Below are 15556 nucleotides of genomic sequence, written 5' to 3' on the forward strand. Positions count from 1 at the left end.
CCGGTCATGAGATTGCTTCAAGCGTGGGCAGGATGTCGTCCATGGCTCGGTCGACGTCGGCCGGATAATCGACCTCGATCCACGGCGTGCCGGCGATATCGATCGCCTGGAAGACTCCATCGCCCGCGGTCATCAACGTCTGCAACGCCTGCTCGTGCGGCGCGTGGGAATCCGCGGCATGCGCCGTTTCGCAGGCCAGCAGCAGCCCGTCGGCGCTGGCCGGTGACAGCCGGAAGAAGCCCACGGACTCGCCCACGCGGTCATAGGTCAAATCGGCAGCCAGGGTCTTGTCGAAGGCAACGATTCGGGCATCGGCCAGGGCCACTTTTACGGCCTCGGCGTCGTCGGCGCCGACCCGCGTATCGATAGCCACGCGATCGGCTGCGCCCTCGCCCGTGAAAACAGCCATGAGGCGCGCGTCATAGAGCACGTCGGCGTCCATGAGCAGCACGTCGTCATCGGCCTCGAGCACATCGCGTGCTGCCAGTACCGAGGCCGTGCTGCCTTCTCTAAAGGCCGGGTTATGACGCGTATCCACCGTCATTTCCGGGGCGATCTCGTGGACCATCGACGACAGCGCCTGTTCGATCTGCATGGCCTCGTTGCCCACCACCACGGTCAGACGATGCACGCCGGCCGTGTTCAGCAAACGGATATGACGTTCCAGCAGGCTCATTTCGCCAAACGGCAACAGGCATTTCGGCCCACCGCCGGTGATCTCTTCCAGGCGACGACCGACCCCGGCCGCCAACAATACTGCGTGCATGCTGCACTCCTGATGATGATTCGGATGAATGGTTATATGGCCGGGCGCGCGCTGCGTGCCCGGCCCGAGACGCTGCGGCCTTCAGCCACCTGCCAGGCGATGAGGCCGGGCACGCCGAAGGCCAGCTCGCGCACGCGCTTGACCAACGAGATCGCCACGCCGGTCTCCATCGACAGCCCCACCAGGGGAGCGAGCAGTGCGAATCCGCCCTCTTGCACCCCCAGCGCGCCGGGAATGGCGAATGCGGCACCGCGAATGGCCTGGCCGAGCGCTTCGAGCATCAAGGCATCATCAAGCCCGACCGGCTCGCCGAGAAAATACAGGGCCAACCAGACCTCACCGATACCGACGAACCAGCCCACCAGACGCCAGGCCAGACCGCGCAACACCACGCCGGGCGCGCCGTAAATCCGCCCGATGGCGGTATCCAGTGCGCCCGCCCCGCCCACGAAATCAAAGGTGTGACGCCCGCCGGCGATCTTTTTGAGCGCCCGGGCAAGCAGCACGAACAACCCGCCCCGTTGCAACCGATAAAACAGCGCCAGCAGGCCCAGCATTACAGCGATACCGATGCCGATCGCCCAGGCCAGGTCGGGCCGGGCCATGAGTGCGACCAGCATCAACAGCCCGGCGATGGCGAACAGCATCTGGCCGATGGCCGCCAGCGTGGTGTCGACCACGACCGTGGCCCCGGTTTGCGCCGCCGGCAGTTGTCGCTTGATCAACAACCGTGCCTTGGCGATATCGCCGCCGATCTGGGCGACCGGCAACAGGCCGTTGACCGATTCGCCGATCCATCGCGCCCAGATGATGCGCCATACCGGCGGGCGCGGTTTCTGGAACAGGAGCCGCCAGGCATGGGAATCAATCACCAACGGCACGATATGCCAAGCCGTGACCGCTGCCAGCCCCAGCCAGCCAACCGCCGACATGGCACGCGCCACAGCGCCAAAGCCCTGCCAGGCAAGCACCGCAGTGAACAGGGCGATGCCGATGACCAGCATCAAGACGGCGGTGCGTTTCATATCGTTTTATAAAGAAAAGCGAAGGCTCAGCGCGGGGTGCGCTTGAATACCTGCTTGAAGCCGAAATACGCGATCGAGTCTTTCATGTTCGACACGCGGCGCTGCGGGGTCGTCGCGCCAGCCAAGGATTCGACGCAGACCGCGTGATCGCGGGCATCAACATCGGCAATCGCGTCGTTGATGGTGGCAGTGCTCAATCTTCGCTCCACGCACGGTGATGGATTCAAGGAACAAGGAAGAACGAACCGGCCACGCGGGCCGGTTCGGGCTCACGGATGGTTTTGACTAGTCGGGCACGTCGGCGATCGAGGTCGGCTCGAACTCGGCGCGCTGGTTCAGGTGATGACGCATCTTCGACGACGAGCGATACGCCTTGGCCCGCACGCGATTGATCGAGCCCAGCGGGCGCAGGTCGGCCCGGCCCAGCCAGCCGTCAAAGCCCAGCACGTCGTCACAGAACACGCGCCGGGCCGGCGTGTACGGATTCTGTGGCGACAGGGTCAAGGTGGCGACCTTGCGATAGGCGCTCTCGCCCACGTCCCAGTCCACCGAGGCATCCTCGATCGGCATACGCTCTGGATCGGTCTGAAGCTGGATACAGAAATCAAAACCGGCTTCGTTGTCGGCCATGAATTCGGTCAGCCACTCGGTGAGTACGCCGGGCGAGTCATCGTCGGTGACCGGCCGTGCAGCCAATGCGCGCTGGGCCTCGCGGTTGGGCATGAGCGCGTACTTGCAGACATAGTCGCCGAACCGAAACGCCGACTGGCTGTAATAGCTGTTGGCCAGCAGATCGATATTGGGCAGGCGCTCGAACAGCGTCTGCAGATCCGCGTCATCGCGCTCGCCGATCTTTTGAGCCAGCAGCTCGGGGTCATGCCCGTACTCGGCTTTCAGATAATGGATCTCGCGATACGTCGGCACGTCGGTCAGCGGCAGCACCGGGCAGTTGTTGAACGTGAAATCCTGGGTGGTGCGCCCGTCGTTGCCGAGCTTGTCGCCGTCGACGTCAAAGATCTTGAGGCCCAGGCCACGAGCGGCCGGCTGGCGGTCGTCCAGCATGGCGCCCGGCTCGGTAGCGAACCGCAGCACAGCATCGTGCGCGCCCGGTGTTGCGAACAGGCTCTGGGCCAGTTCCTCGGGCAGATCGGCCTCGATGGTGAACCGGCCTTTCAGAAACCCCTGCCCCTTGGCGTGGGTATCCCGTGTGGCATGACGGCGCTCGTCAAAGGTGCGCTTCTGGGTGGTCTGCAGATAACGCACGATGTCGTTGATCTGGGCATCCTCGTTCTCGGGCACCACTTCCAGGTCATCGCTGTAGGTCACGTAATCGGTCATGTATCAGACTCCTGTCACGATTCGGGCAAGACCGGGCCGCGCTGATTCGGGTCGGGCACGCGGGTCCACGTTGTGGTCTTGCCGAGCAGCGGCACGCCGATATAGCCGTGGACCCTCAGATGATCGGCGTCGGCAAGCCATAGATTGCAGTCGTACCACTTGCCGTGCTCGGTGTCGTAGATCCGGCCATCGACCCAGCGTGCCCGGTCGTTGTCGGATACATGATAATGCAGATTCTTGAGTAGCTGCAGACCGATTAACGGTCGGGCCTGTTTCGCCGGGTCCGGGTTATAGCGATCGACCACCGGCTGGCCGCCCATGCCCTTGGGGTCATCGCCGGGATAATGATCCTCGGCCAGCCACACGATCGTGCCCGGAAAACGATGCCCGTCGACGGCAATACGAATGACGGCCTCATCGCCCTCCGTCTGCCAGAAACCGGCGATGGCCTCGGGCGGCTGCGGGGCCGCCAGCGCGGCTGCCGGCCCCAGAAAACACAATAGGAGCGCGATCTTGGCGTAACGCATGAGGCTTATGGGCGTTTGCCACCCGGCAGGTAGCGATGAGCGTAATACCAGGCCACGGCATCGGCCAGCGCATCGCGGGCCGGGCGGGCGCGATAACCCAGCTCCTGTGCCGCCCGGGCATGCGAAAAGAACATATGCTTTTTGGCCAGCTTGACGCCGTCGACCGTCACCCGCGGCGGCCTGCCGGTCATGCGCGCTACACGCTCGGCCACGTGGGCGATCGGCAATACCAGGTTATGGGGCAGCCGGATCTTCGGCGCCGGGCGCTCGACGATCTCGGCGACCATGTTCAGAATCTCGGCCAGCGTCATGTCCGCCCCGCCCAGCACGTAGCGCCGCCCGGCCTGGCCCTTGGCGTAGGCCTGCAAGTGCCCGCGTGCCACGTCATCCACATGAGCCACGTTCAGGCCCGTGTCGACAAAAGCCGGCATGCGCCCGGCCGCGGCTTCCAGCACCATCTGGCCTGTCGGCGTGGGCTTGTGATCTCGGGGGCCGATAGGCGCCGAGGGATTGACGATGACGATATCCAGGCCGGCGTCGGCATATTCACGGGCCACTTCTTCGGCCAGATACTTCGAGCGCTTGTAGTGGCCGATCATGTCGGCCAGGCCCACCGGCGTGGTCTCGTCGCCGGGCGAGCCGTCCTTGGGAATGCCCAGCGTGGCAACGCTCGAGGTATAGACCACGCGCGTGACCCCGGCGGCAAGCGCGGCCTCGCAGACCCGACGCGTCCCTTCGACGTTGTTCTCGTACAGCTCGTTGGGATCAGCCGCCCAGAGACGATAATCCGCTGCGACATGAAACACCGCGTCACAGCCGGCCATCGCCTGAGTCAGAGCCTCGGTATCGGATAGATCCACCGTCACGGTCTCGACCTCGAGGCCGTCGAGTGCACGCATATCGCTGGCGCCGCGCCGCGTCACGCGTACCTGCCAGCCGTCGCGCAGTGCCGCGCGCACCACGGCACTGCCCACGAATCCGGTTGCCCCGGTGATCAAACACTGCATATCAATAGCCCTTGCTGCGGCGGGCCCGCAGCGTGCGGAAATACCAGCCCAGCCACAGCGCGAACGCGGGGGCACCGATGAAGGCCGCGATCAGAAACGGCTCGCGCACGCCAAAGAGTGTGACCAGCGGAAACAGATACAGCACGTCCTCGATCTCGAACCAGCCGGCCGAGGGCAGTTTGGCCCCGGCCTTGCCGAGCTCTTCCTCCATCATCATATGCCGCCAGAAGATGAACGCCACCGCCCCGCCGGCCACCAGCCCCATGACGGGCGCGGCCATGCCCAGAACCGTTTGCTCCAAACCCCAGCCGATCGCCACAAAAAGCAGCGTATGGATGATCGCATCACAGACCAGATCATAGACATGGCCGAAACGGCTGGACGCACCCGTGATACGGGCCAGCTCGCCGTCGGTGTGGTCGACGAAGTTCGACAAAGCGAACACGAAAGCCCCGATATTGGCCACGGCCAGGCTTTCGTAAGATACACACCACGCTGCGATCAGCCCCAGGGCCAAACGCAGTGTCGTCAGATGGTTCGGCCGGGCCGCGGTGTCTTCGAGCGGCCGGACCAACGCCCGGGCCAGCCGCGCATCCAGCGGGCGAGCCGTATCAGGTTGATCAACGTGCTCGGTCATGCGGCCTCCTTTGATCGGGGCTGCGAATCGGAAAGAGCGCCGGCACCAGAATGAGCGTGGTGGCTAGAATAGCCAGCATACCGATGGTCAACAGCATCCCCATACTGGCCGTGCCGGCATGACGCGAGAACGCCAGGCTGCCGAAACCGGCCATCGTCGTGGCCGACGACAACAACACCGCACGCGCGGTGCTGGTGGCCAGAAACGCGCGATTACGCAGATCCCCGCGCAGGCGATGCACCACATGGATACCGCTGTCCACGCCCACGCCAAGCAGCAACGGGAGCGCGATGACGTTGGCGAAATTGAACGGCAGACCGAACCAGACCGTCGCCGCGCTTAGAATCAGCCCAGACAAGATTAGCGGGGCCAGCACACGAAGCGTATCCGCAATACTGCGTAGCAGAATCATCAGGAACAGGCTGATGAATACGCCGGCATAGATGAAGGCCATCATGAAGGCATGCGATACCGTGGCCCCGGCAGACAGCTCCAGCACCGGTGCCCCCGTGATATCCGGGGCCACCTGTTGCACCGAGGCCACGAAATCGGCCATCGCGGCGTTGTCCGACAGATCGCCTTCGGGCGTGACCTCCACGCGATAGGTGCCCGAGCCGGTGGCCCAGCGCTGTTTCAGATCGGCCGGCAGACCGTCCAGCGACACCGATGACGCTGACAACGAGCGCGACAGCTGATCGATCTGTCGCGGCAGGCCATCAAGAATCCGGTGGCGCAGATCAGTGAGCACCCGGGCCTGGCGCTGGGCCGGCTGCTGCTCGAACCAGCTCTGCCAGGCCGCCAGCGTAGCCGCTAAGCGTTTGGCCGCCGGGCGTGAGTCGTCTTGTCGCTTGCGGTAATCAGCCAACGCCGCCGCAAAATCCGCCACGGCCGCGCGCTGGGCCGGCGTATCGGCGTGCTGGCGCATGTCCGGGGGCATCAACGCCAGCGTGAGGGCCAGATCGCCGATGATAGCGAGCTTGTCGTCCTGATCGGTCGGCACATAGCTCTCGACCGTAATCGCCGAGGACACATGCGGCTGGTCGGCGATCCGCGCGGCCAGCGCGTTGGCCCCGGCCAGGGAATCACGCGTGGCGACCAGCGTGAGGGGCGAGCGATCACTGGTGGCCAGCAGATCGCGATAGGTCTTGACCGATTCGGCGTTCGGATTCTTCAGATCCAGCGCACTCGGATTGAACGACACGAACGGCAAGGCCGCCGCCGAGACAAGTGTGGCCGCGATCGCCACCGCCCAGATCACCCGCTGTGCACGCGGGCCGATGAACGGCGCCCGCGAGGCACGCCCGGCTGCAGTCGGCGTCCAGGGTTTGACCAGCGCGATGGCTGCCGGCAGGAAGGTCAGGCTCACCAGCAGGCTGATGAACATTCCGGCCCCTGAAATCAGGCCCAGCTCACCCACCCCGGAATACGAGGTGGGCAGGAACGCGAAGAACCCGGCGGCGGTCGTCACCGCGCACAGGCCAAGCGAGACCCCGACGTCGCTGATCGCCGTGGCCAGCGCGGCCCGCACGCCGGCCGCGCGATCAGCCACACCGGCGCCCATTTCACCGAGCGCTTCGCGATAGCGCAGACAGACGTGAATGGCGTAATCGATACCCAGGCCGATATAGAGCACGGCAAACGCGATCGAGATCAGATTGAGCCGGCCGACCGCGAAGGCCGCGAAGGCCGCCGTACCGACCAGCCCGGCCAGCAGGCTGACCAGCGATACGCCCATCAAACGCCAGGAGCGCAGGCCGACATAAAGCAGGATCGCGACGATCGTGAGTGCCAGTGCCGCCCCCCAGGCCGCGCCCTGGGTCACGCTTTCCAGCTCCTCGTCGGAGAGCGCCACCTCGCCGGTCTGGCGCACGGTCACGCCGTGCGCGCTATCCAGATCCAGCCGAGCGGCGGCCGTGTCAACGGCCTTCATGGCCGGCTCGCCGGGCAACAGCCGGTTATAATCCAGCTTCGGCTTGGCGATGATGAAGCGCCGATCCGATACGCCCGGCTGATCGCCGCCGATAAGCTGTTGCCAGGACAGCTGGCCGAAATCCTGCGCCCTGGACGCCGCAAAAACGCCGCTAAGCTCGTTGAAGACCGGCGACAGATTCAGATCCACCGGCGCATCGGGCGCCATCGCCTGATCCAGCAGATCGAAGAACGTGACCAGCGTGGGATCGGTGGTCAGCCGGCCGAGAAACGGCTGGAGCCGGTTCAGACGATCCGACAGATCCGCCAATTCCGGCGTGTCCAGATAGAGCAAGCCGTTCTCGGCGAAAAACGCCCCACCGCCCGGCTCATAGATCGAGGCAAACAGATCCGGCTTGTCCCGCAGGGCATCGGCCAAGCGATCGGTGGCCGCGGCAGCCACGTCGGCATTGGCCCCGTCGACGACGATGACGAGATTGTCGGTATAGACCGGGAACGCGTCCTGATAGGCGATATAGGTCTGGCGCCAGTCCACGTCACGGCTGATCAGATCCGCGTCGTCGGTATCCATCGATAGATGGGTGGCGGCGTAGCCGCCGGCGAGTGTCGTGAGCACCAGGCCGAACAACACCACCCAGATCGCATGGCGTGTCATCAGATCGACCCACGCCGCCAGGCCCCGTGTCAGGCGCGAGCGGCTCATGCGGGTGGCGTATCGGCCGGGGCATTGGCCAGCGCATCGGCCACACGCTCGAGCGTGATGCGTGCCGCGCGATAAGCCACGGCCAGCTGTTTCAGCCCGCGCAGCTGGTGATGCAGGGCCAGAGGCGCACGCACCAGGCTGCGCGCCAGGGCCACCGGCTGTAGGTGCCCGGCCTCATCCATGGCCACTCGCGCGGCGGCCGGCAGGCCGGTGTTGGCATCATCCAGCACCACACGTATGGCGACAAACGCCGCGCCGTGTTCGGCGGCCACGCGCGCGATGGCCGCACTTTCCATATCCAGAGCATCGGCACCGGTGGCCGCATGCAGCGTGTGCTTGGCCGCGGGGTCGGCGATCACGTCGCGCGCCTCGGTGATCGTGACGCCCGGCGCGGCCAGACCCATCGGCAGAGACGCCGCGATCGCAGCCCGCCAGGTCTTGTCCACGGCCAGCAGCCGGCCATCGGCGCTGCGCACGCCATCGGCCAACAACAGATCACCCGCCGCCAGGCCCGGGGCCAGTGCCGCGGCCACGCCCCAACTGACCAGCGCGCTCGCCCCGTCGGCGATCGCGGCCCGAGCGGCCGCCTCGGCCCGCTCGGGCCCCATGCCGCCCAGGCGCACACGGCTGCCGTCGGGCCGGCGCGCCCGGCCGAGCGCGGGCAGGCGTGCCAGCGCCCGTGCCTCACCGGGCAGGGCCGCGATATAAGCGATTTGGTCACACGCCGGGTGTGTCATGTGTCGTATTCGAGCGGCTCGCTGACCGGCGAGGCCACGCCCGCCCGGCTGTTGCGATAGCGCGCCAGCGCCCACATCGGGAAATAATGCGTATAGCCGTGATACTTGAGATAGAACACGCGCGGGAAGCCCGGCGCGGTGTGTTCCGGGTCATGCCAGGCGCCGTCCTCGCCCTGGGCTGCGATCAGCCAGGCCGCGCCGCGTGCCAGGGCCCGGCTGTCGCGCTCCCCGGCGGCCATCAGGGCCAGCATGGCCCAGGCGGTCTGAAAGCTGGTCGCGATATCGGCGCGCCCACGCGGCGGGTTCCAGTAGCTGCCCTGATCCTCGCCCCAGCTGCCATCGGCGCGCTGCATGCCCTTGATATAAGCCACGCCGCGCTGGATCCAGTCCTGGCGCATGTCCTCGCCGAGCGTTTCGGCGGCCGTCAGGACCGACCAGGTGCCATAGATATAGTTGGTGCCCCAACGCCCGAACCAGGAGCCATCGGCCTCCTGCTCGCGCTTGATATAAGCCAGCGCGCGGCGAATGAACGGCCCGTCCTGGGCCCGGCGCAGGCGCCCGGCCAGAGCCAGCACGCGCGCGGTCACGTCGGCCGTGGGCGGATCCAGCAGTGCGCCGTGGTCGGCAAACGGTATGGCGTTGAGATATTCGTGGTTGTTGTCGGAGTCGAACGCCGCGATGCCGCCGTTTTTCGACTGCATGCCGATCAGCCAGTCGATGGCGCGGGTGATCGCCCGGCCATAGGTGGCGTGATCGCCGGTGTTGTACATGGCCCAGGCCACCGCGGCCGTGTCGTCCAGATCGGGATAATGATCGTTGGCGTACTGGAAAGGCCAGCCACCGCCGGGCAGATCGGGATGGAAATCGCGCCAGTCGCCCGGCCCGTCACAGACTTGGCGCGCGGCCAGCCAGTCCAGCCCGGCGCGTACGGCCGGGGTATCGCCGGTGGCCGCGGCTTCCTGCAGGGCCAGCCCGCCCAGACAGGTATCCCAGACCGGCGAGACACAGGGCTGGACGTTGGCCGCGTCCCCGTGGTCGAAAATCAGATCGTCGATGGCCTTGCGGGTATCGGCCCGGTACGGATGATCGGCGGCATAACCCAGCTCGCCGAGCGCCTCGTAGACATTGACCATCGCCGGGAAGATCGCGCCGATGCCGTCGGTGCCGTTCAGGCGTTCGATGATCCAGGTCTCAGCTTTCTTGATCGCTCGCCGGCGAATGAACTGCGGGATCAGGGGCTCGAAACTGCGCCCGACGGCGTCCAGGCCCTTGAAGAAATGCTGGAGCGGCGAGTCCACCGGCACGAAATCGCGTTGTTGCTCGGGCGGCACGGTGAACAGCTCGCGCACGTTGACCCCGGCCGGGTTCTTGGCCATCACGCGCAGGCTGGTCAGGATGAACAACGGCACCATCACCGTGCGCGACCAGTAGGACACCTTGCTCAGGTGGAACGGCGAGGCTTCGGGCATGAGCATCACCTCCACCGGGATGAAGGGCACCGCACGCCAGGGCACCTGGCCGAACTGGGCCAGCGCGATCAACGTGAAGACATTGACGTTGCCGGCCCCGCCGCGGGCACGAATCGCTTCGCGCGCATGCACCATGTGGGGCGCGTCCACGTCGTCGCCGGCCAGCTTGAGCGCGTAATAGCTCTTCACCGAGGCCGACTGATCCAGATCGCCGCCGTAATAGAGCGGCCAGCCGCCGTGGGCAGCCTGCTTGGCGCGAATGAAGCGGGCGATACGGGCCTGCAGTGCCTGATCCACATCGCCGATGAAGTGCATCATCAGGATATATTCGGACGGAATGGTGCAATCGGCCTCGCACTCGTAGCACCAGTGCCCGTCGGGCTTCTGGTCGGCGTGCAGCCGTGCAACCGCGGCGCCGATCGCCTCTTCCAGGCCGGGCGGGGCCTCGGCCTGCAATGTCTCGTTGGCCGGCAGCTCCACCAGATCGTTGATCGGCGCGCCGGGATCCGCGGCCACCTTGGGCGTGAGCGCGGGCAGATCCGCAGCCGTCATATGAAACAGATGCCGCAGGCGATCATCATCGGAGACGGCCAGGTTGGTCGTGAGCACCGTGGCCTGCACGCTGCGCCGTGAGACTTTCACCTGGCGCGAATCGGTGAAACGCGGGTTGTTCTGGATCTTGCGCAGCGTCAATAGCGCCAGGCCGATCGCCCACAGGCAGAACCGACGAATACCCTTCTGGTGGCCGGGAATCGTCAACGTGTACTCGAGCGCGTTGCGCAGATGCCCATGCGCCAGGCCGATCAGCTCGGACAGGCCGGCCGCAAAGGCCGGATCCGAACTGCCGCCGGCGGTCAGCGTGGACAGATCGAAACCGTGGCGGGCAAACACATCGCGCGGCAGCCAGCACACGCCGCGCCCCCGGTCGGTCCAGATATCCTTGAGGATATTGGTCATCTGCAGCCCTTGCCCGAACGACACCGCCAAACGATTGAGCTCGGCGTCGTGTTCGCCCATGCCCGGCTCGTAGTCGGTGAACAGCGTGGTGAGCATCTCGCCCACGACACCGGCCACGAAATAACAGTAGCGGTCCAGATGCACGAGCGTGGGCAGGCCGTCTACCGTGGCCGCCCCTTCGTATTCGGGCATGCCGTCGCACATGATGCGCACACAGCGCGCCACGGCCTGCTGACGCGTGGCCCCCAACCCCTGGGTGACGGTCATCACCTCATCGGTGTTTTCGACCAGGCGGCGTTCTTCAGCCAGCGTTTCGTCACACAGCAGCGGGGCCAGGCGGGCGCCGAAATCGCTCGCGCCCTGCCCGGTTTCGACCACGGCCACGAAGGCGGCATGCCAGGCGGCCTTGTCGGCCCGCCCCATCTCGGCGTCGTCTTCGATCGTGTCCGCGATGCGACACAACAGATACGCATTGCCGATGGCCACCCGCAGCGGCTCGGGCAGCTCGGGAATGGTCAGGGCAAACGTGCGCGACACGCTCGGCAGGATCTCGTCCTGAAAGGCCAACGCCCGGCGAGCCGAATGCGTCTGAAGAGGTGCTTGTGACATGAACGAGCGACTTCCCAGTTTTTGAGCGGCCAAGATAGAGCTGGCCGGCGGTCGGATCGTCGAAGCGGCTTGCTTGACGCTTTCCGGGATCAATGGCTAGCTAGCCCGCCACCGACTTCGCCGACGGCTTGTCCCGGCCGGCGGCAACAGTGATGAACCGCCGATGGAACCCAATCAAGCGACGCATTATAGCCAACGCATCGAGCACGTGCTTGCTGCCTGCCTGCCGACCGACGATCGCGCGCCAGCGCGCCTGCATGAAGCCATGCGCTACGGCGCGCTCTCACCGGGCAAACGGGTGCGTCCGCGCCTGGTCTATGCCACGGCCACGGCCCTGGGTGTGCCGTTATCTCGTGTCGACGGGGCCGCGGCCGCCATCGAGCTGATCCATGCCTACTCGCTGATCCACGACGACCTGCCCGCCATGGACGACGACGATCTGCGCCGCGGCCGGCCCACCACGCATAAAGCCTTTGATGACGCCACGGCGATTCTGGCCGGTGATGCCCTGCAATCGCTGGCGTTTGAAATCGTGGCCACGCACGGTGGTCTGGATGATCGCCCCGCCGCTCGTGTGGCCGTCATGCGCTGTCTGGCCGCGGCGGTGGGCTCGCGCGGCATGGTCGGCGGCCAGGCCCTGGATATGGCCAGTGAGGCACGGACCGATGTGACCCTCGAGGATCTGGAAACCATCCATAACCTCAAGACCGGCGCTCTGCTCTCGGCCTGCGTGATGATGGCGGCCTCGGCGGCCGATGATCTGTCAGCCGATGTCATCGACTGCCTGGAGATCTTCGCCCAGCGGATCGGCCTGGCCTTTCAGGTTCGTGACGACGTGCTGGACATCGAGGCCACCACCGAGCAGCTGGGCAAGCAACAAGGCGCCGATCTGGCCCACGACAAGGCCACCTACCCGGCGCTGATGGGCCTTGCCGAGGCCAAGGCCTTCGCCGACCGGCTCTACACCGAAGCCACCGCCGCTCTTGACGTTCTAGGCGCACCGGCCGACGACCTGCGCGCCCTGGCCGCGGAGATCGTCAAACGCGATCACTGACGCCAGCGCCAGCGATCAGCCCTGGCAGCCCTGGCAGCCCTGGTCAGCCCTGGTCAGTCCTGGTCGATGACGAACCGATACGAGAACTCGGTCTGACCACCGGCCGGTATCGTCACCTGCCAGATCGGTGCCCCCTCGGTCCGCCCGGACGGTTTCGGCGTGCCCGGCGCCAGAAGCGCGTTATCCGGCAGGCGCTCGACGATACGCACCTGGCGTGACGTCCGGCTGGCGTTGAACAGCGTCATGCGCACACGACGCTCGCCGCTTGTCTCGGTGGCCGCGATCTCTCGCGTGGCCGTGATATCAAAGGCCTCGCCCAGCGTGAGATCGATCGGCGCGCCGTCGGGCACATCGTCCAGCGTGTCGCCGCCGAGAAGCTGGGCTCGGGCATCGGCGTCATAGATACGAATCAGGCCGGCCGGTAACGGCTTGTTCGTGCTGTTGTTGGCATGCAGGGCCAGCGTGGCGTGCTCGCGCGCGCCGCGCCCGGCGGCCGTGGCGTAGTGCGTGAACGTGGTGCGTCGTTTGGCATCCAACGTGAACGGCGCCATCAACGTCATGCCACGCGTGGCGCCAGCCGCGATATGCAGCCCGTTTTTCAGCGGGTAGCGATACAGCCCGCCCGTGGCCTCCGGCGCGCCGGGCTGAGCGTCGCCGGCCGCCCGGGATTTGCTGGCCATCATCATGACCGGCTGCGGCGCGTTGTAATCAGCCCGCTGGGGCTGACCGGCCACCAGCCAGGCCTGATCCGCATCGAGCGGACTGTCGCTCTGGTTGTCGATGATCGCCGAGGCGTTGACACGCAACGCGCCGGTCTTGGCATCGAAGGTGCCGGTATAGCTGGCCTGCCAAGCCGGGGCGGCCCGCTGATACAGCAATGCCGCGGTCTGTTGGCCGCCGGTCTGGGCAGCGATATCCAGCGAGACCGCGCGCCGCGCGTCGTCCTCGGCCGCGGGCCAGCCGATCACCATCGGCGAGGACAGCGCGATACGCTCGATGCGGCCATCCACCCGAACCAGGGCCGCATCACCTTCCAGCGCTACAAGCGTTGCCTCGCGCCTCGTCTGACCCTCATCGCCGGCGCCGAGCGTGACGCGTTGGCCGATACGCGTGGCCAGGCCGCGGCCCGCGCTGGCCGCCACGTCAAAACCGGTCAATCGAAGCCCGTCGCCAACCAGCGCCAGGCTGGATGTTTCAGGCAGGGCCGCGACCGGCCAGCGCACGGTCTGGGTGCCTTGTTCCAGTGTCAGCGAGCGCTGTGTCTGCATCACGGCCATGCCCTGGCTATACAACGTCATGGCCGTGCGGGTCGGGTCGCCAGCCGGGCCTTTAGTCTGGCCCGTCGCCTCGGGTGCGGCCTGTGCCGCCGCCAGGCCGCCGAGCGCGAGCGCGCCGGCCGTGAATAACGTCTTCGCCGTCATGTCGTGTCCTTGTTTCGTGGCTGGAAGATGACCAGCCCGGTAAGCAGGATGATTACCGGCAGGCCGATAAGCGCGGTATCGAAAAAGAACCACCCGTAACCGAACCGCTCGACCACCCAGCCCGAGAACCCGCCGACGAACTTGCCCGGCAAGGTCATCAACGAAGAAAACAGCGCGTATTGGGTCGCCGTGTAAGCGACATTAGTCAGGCTGGATAAATAAGCGATGAACGCGGTCATGGCCATGCCGTTGGCCAGGTTCTCGATCGAGATCGTGGCCGCCAGATCCACAATGCCGGGCGCGCTCTGCAACGACAGCCACACGAACACCAGATTGGAGGCCGGCGAGATCACCGCCCCCACGAGTGCCGCGCGCAATACCCCGATACGCGCGACCAGCACGCCGCCCAGTGCGGCCCCGGCCAGCACCATGATCAAGCCGAAGATCTTGGTCACGCTGGCGATCTGTTCCGGGCTGTAGCCGGCATCCAGATAGAACGGATTGGACATGACCGCCAGCGTGATTTCACAGGCCCGGTACAGCCCCACCACAGCCAGAATGACCAGTGCTGCGCGCCCGTAGCGCGCCAGAAAATCCCAGAACGGACAGATCACCGCACCGATGATCCAGCGCTGGGTGCGCTGGAGCCAGGCCGGCTGATGGGTGCGCGCGGCCAGCCAGTCCACGGCCCACTGCTCGCGCACGGCCATTTCGCCCTCCGCATCGACATCCGGCTCGCCGAGCAGCAGAACGGTGATCATGCCGATGCCCACGAGCGCGGCCATCACGACATAAGCCGTGGGCCAGGACGCACCGGCCGCGATATAGAACGAGCCCGCGCCGGCCACGAGCATGGCGATGCGATAACCCGCCAGGTAGGTCGCCGCCATCGCCCCCTGCTGATCGGTGGCCACGGCCTCGATGCGCCAGGCATCGATAGCGATATCCTGAATCGAGGAGGCAAAGGCCACCAGCAGACCGAACCAGGCCAGCGTGGACAAGGCCTCGACCGGATCGGTACCGGCCATCGAGAACAGCCCGAACATCAGCCCGGCCTGGGCGATGAGCATCCAGGAGCGTCGCTTGCCGAGCCATCGGCCCAGCCCCGGCACTCGGAACCGATCGATGAACGGTGCCAGCAGAAACTTGAACGAGTAGGTCAGCCCCAGCCACGAAAACAGCCCGATCGTGGTCTTGGACACGCCCACCGTGGCCAGCCACGCCGACAGCGTGGAAAAGACGAGCAGGAACGGCAGCCCCGAGGAAAACCCCAGAAACCCCATGCCTACGACACGCGGGCGGGTATAGGTGAACAGCGCCGCCCGCCAGTCTCGTTTTCCGGCCTGAGCCGACGGTGCGCCGGCGTGCCCGCTCACA

General features: G+C 66.0%; 13 protein-coding genes. 1 reads left to right on the plus strand and 12 read right to left on the minus strand.

Going from position 1 to position 15556, the window contains the following annotated elements:
* Positions 1-4 precede the first annotated feature (4 nt).
* From SAJA_RS05165 to shc, 10 genes are all read right to left on the minus strand, one after another.
* The gene (locus SAJA_RS05165) at positions 5-766 is read right to left on the minus strand and encodes a phosphocholine cytidylyltransferase family protein (RefSeq protein ID WP_123657600.1); all 762 of its coding nucleotides are present in this window, start codon (positions 764-766) and stop codon (positions 5-7) included.
* A gap of 32 nt (positions 767-798) precedes the next feature.
* Complete coding sequence (locus SAJA_RS05170; protein ID WP_123657601.1) at positions 799-1791, minus strand: lysylphosphatidylglycerol synthase domain-containing protein; 993 nt, start codon at positions 1789-1791, stop codon at positions 799-801.
* 26 nt (positions 1792-1817) lie between these two features.
* Positions 1818-1988, minus strand: coding sequence for a hypothetical protein (locus tag SAJA_RS15105; protein WP_184999757.1), 171 nt, complete (start codon positions 1986-1988; stop codon positions 1818-1820).
* An 88-nt stretch (positions 1989-2076) separates the two neighbouring features.
* Positions 2077-3129: a catalase family protein gene (locus SAJA_RS05175; protein WP_123657602.1), complete on the minus strand. Its 1053-nt coding sequence runs from the start codon at positions 3127-3129 to the stop codon at positions 2077-2079.
* A gap of 14 nt (positions 3130-3143) precedes the next feature.
* Positions 3144-3656 carry a DUF2147 domain-containing protein gene (locus SAJA_RS05180; RefSeq protein WP_123657603.1) on the minus strand — a complete coding sequence of 171 codons (513 nt, stop codon included), beginning with the start codon at positions 3654-3656 and terminating at the stop codon, positions 3144-3146.
* A 5-nt stretch (positions 3657-3661) separates the two neighbouring features.
* On the minus strand, positions 3662-4663 hold the full coding sequence (hpnA, locus tag SAJA_RS05185) for a hopanoid-associated sugar epimerase (RefSeq protein WP_123657604.1): 1002 nt from the start codon (positions 4661-4663) through the stop codon (positions 3662-3664).
* Between the two features lies 1 nt (position 4664).
* Positions 4665-5300, minus strand: a complete 636-nt coding sequence (locus tag SAJA_RS05190; protein ID WP_123657605.1) for a CDP-alcohol phosphatidyltransferase family protein — start codon at positions 5298-5300, stop codon at positions 4665-4667.
* Positions 5284-7932 carry an MMPL family transporter gene (locus SAJA_RS05195; protein ID WP_123657606.1) on the minus strand — a complete coding sequence of 883 codons (2649 nt, stop codon included), beginning with the start codon at positions 7930-7932 and terminating at the stop codon, positions 5284-5286. Before SAJA_RS05195 ends, SAJA_RS05190 begins: the two co-directional genes overlap by 17 nt.
* Positions 7929-8669 (minus strand): phosphorylase family protein, encoded by a 741-nt coding sequence (locus SAJA_RS05200; RefSeq protein ID WP_123657607.1) that lies wholly within the window; start codon positions 8667-8669, stop codon positions 7929-7931. The genes SAJA_RS05195 and SAJA_RS05200 overlap by 4 nt, the downstream gene beginning before the upstream one ends.
* Positions 8666-11704: a squalene--hopene cyclase gene (gene shc, locus SAJA_RS05205; protein WP_123657608.1), complete on the minus strand. Its 3039-nt coding sequence runs from the start codon at positions 11702-11704 to the stop codon at positions 8666-8668. The genes SAJA_RS05200 and shc overlap by 4 nt, the downstream gene beginning before the upstream one ends.
* A gap of 163 nt (positions 11705-11867) precedes the next feature.
* Here shc and SAJA_RS05210 point away from each other — a divergent pair, with 163 nt between their 5' ends.
* On the plus strand, positions 11868-12758 hold the full coding sequence (locus SAJA_RS05210) for a polyprenyl synthetase family protein (RefSeq protein WP_123657609.1): 891 nt from the start codon (positions 11868-11870) through the stop codon (positions 12756-12758).
* A 53-nt stretch (positions 12759-12811) separates the two neighbouring features.
* Here SAJA_RS05210 and SAJA_RS05215 read toward each other — a convergent pair whose 3' ends face one another.
* The gene (locus SAJA_RS05215; protein WP_123657610.1) at positions 12812-14179 is read right to left on the minus strand and encodes a DUF4139 domain-containing protein; all 1368 of its coding nucleotides are present in this window, start codon (positions 14177-14179) and stop codon (positions 12812-12814) included.
* Positions 14176-15555 carry an AmpG family muropeptide MFS transporter gene (locus SAJA_RS05220; protein ID WP_245963230.1) on the minus strand — a complete coding sequence of 460 codons (1380 nt, stop codon included), beginning with the start codon at positions 15553-15555 and terminating at the stop codon, positions 14176-14178. The genes SAJA_RS05215 and SAJA_RS05220 overlap by 4 nt, the downstream gene beginning before the upstream one ends.
* Position 15556 lies beyond the last annotated feature (1 nt).

Origin of the sequence: Salinisphaera japonica YTM-1 (assembly GCF_003788585.1) — a bacterium.
GTDB classification, from domain to species: Bacteria; Pseudomonadota; Gammaproteobacteria; order Nevskiales; family Salinisphaeraceae; genus Salinisphaera; species Salinisphaera japonica.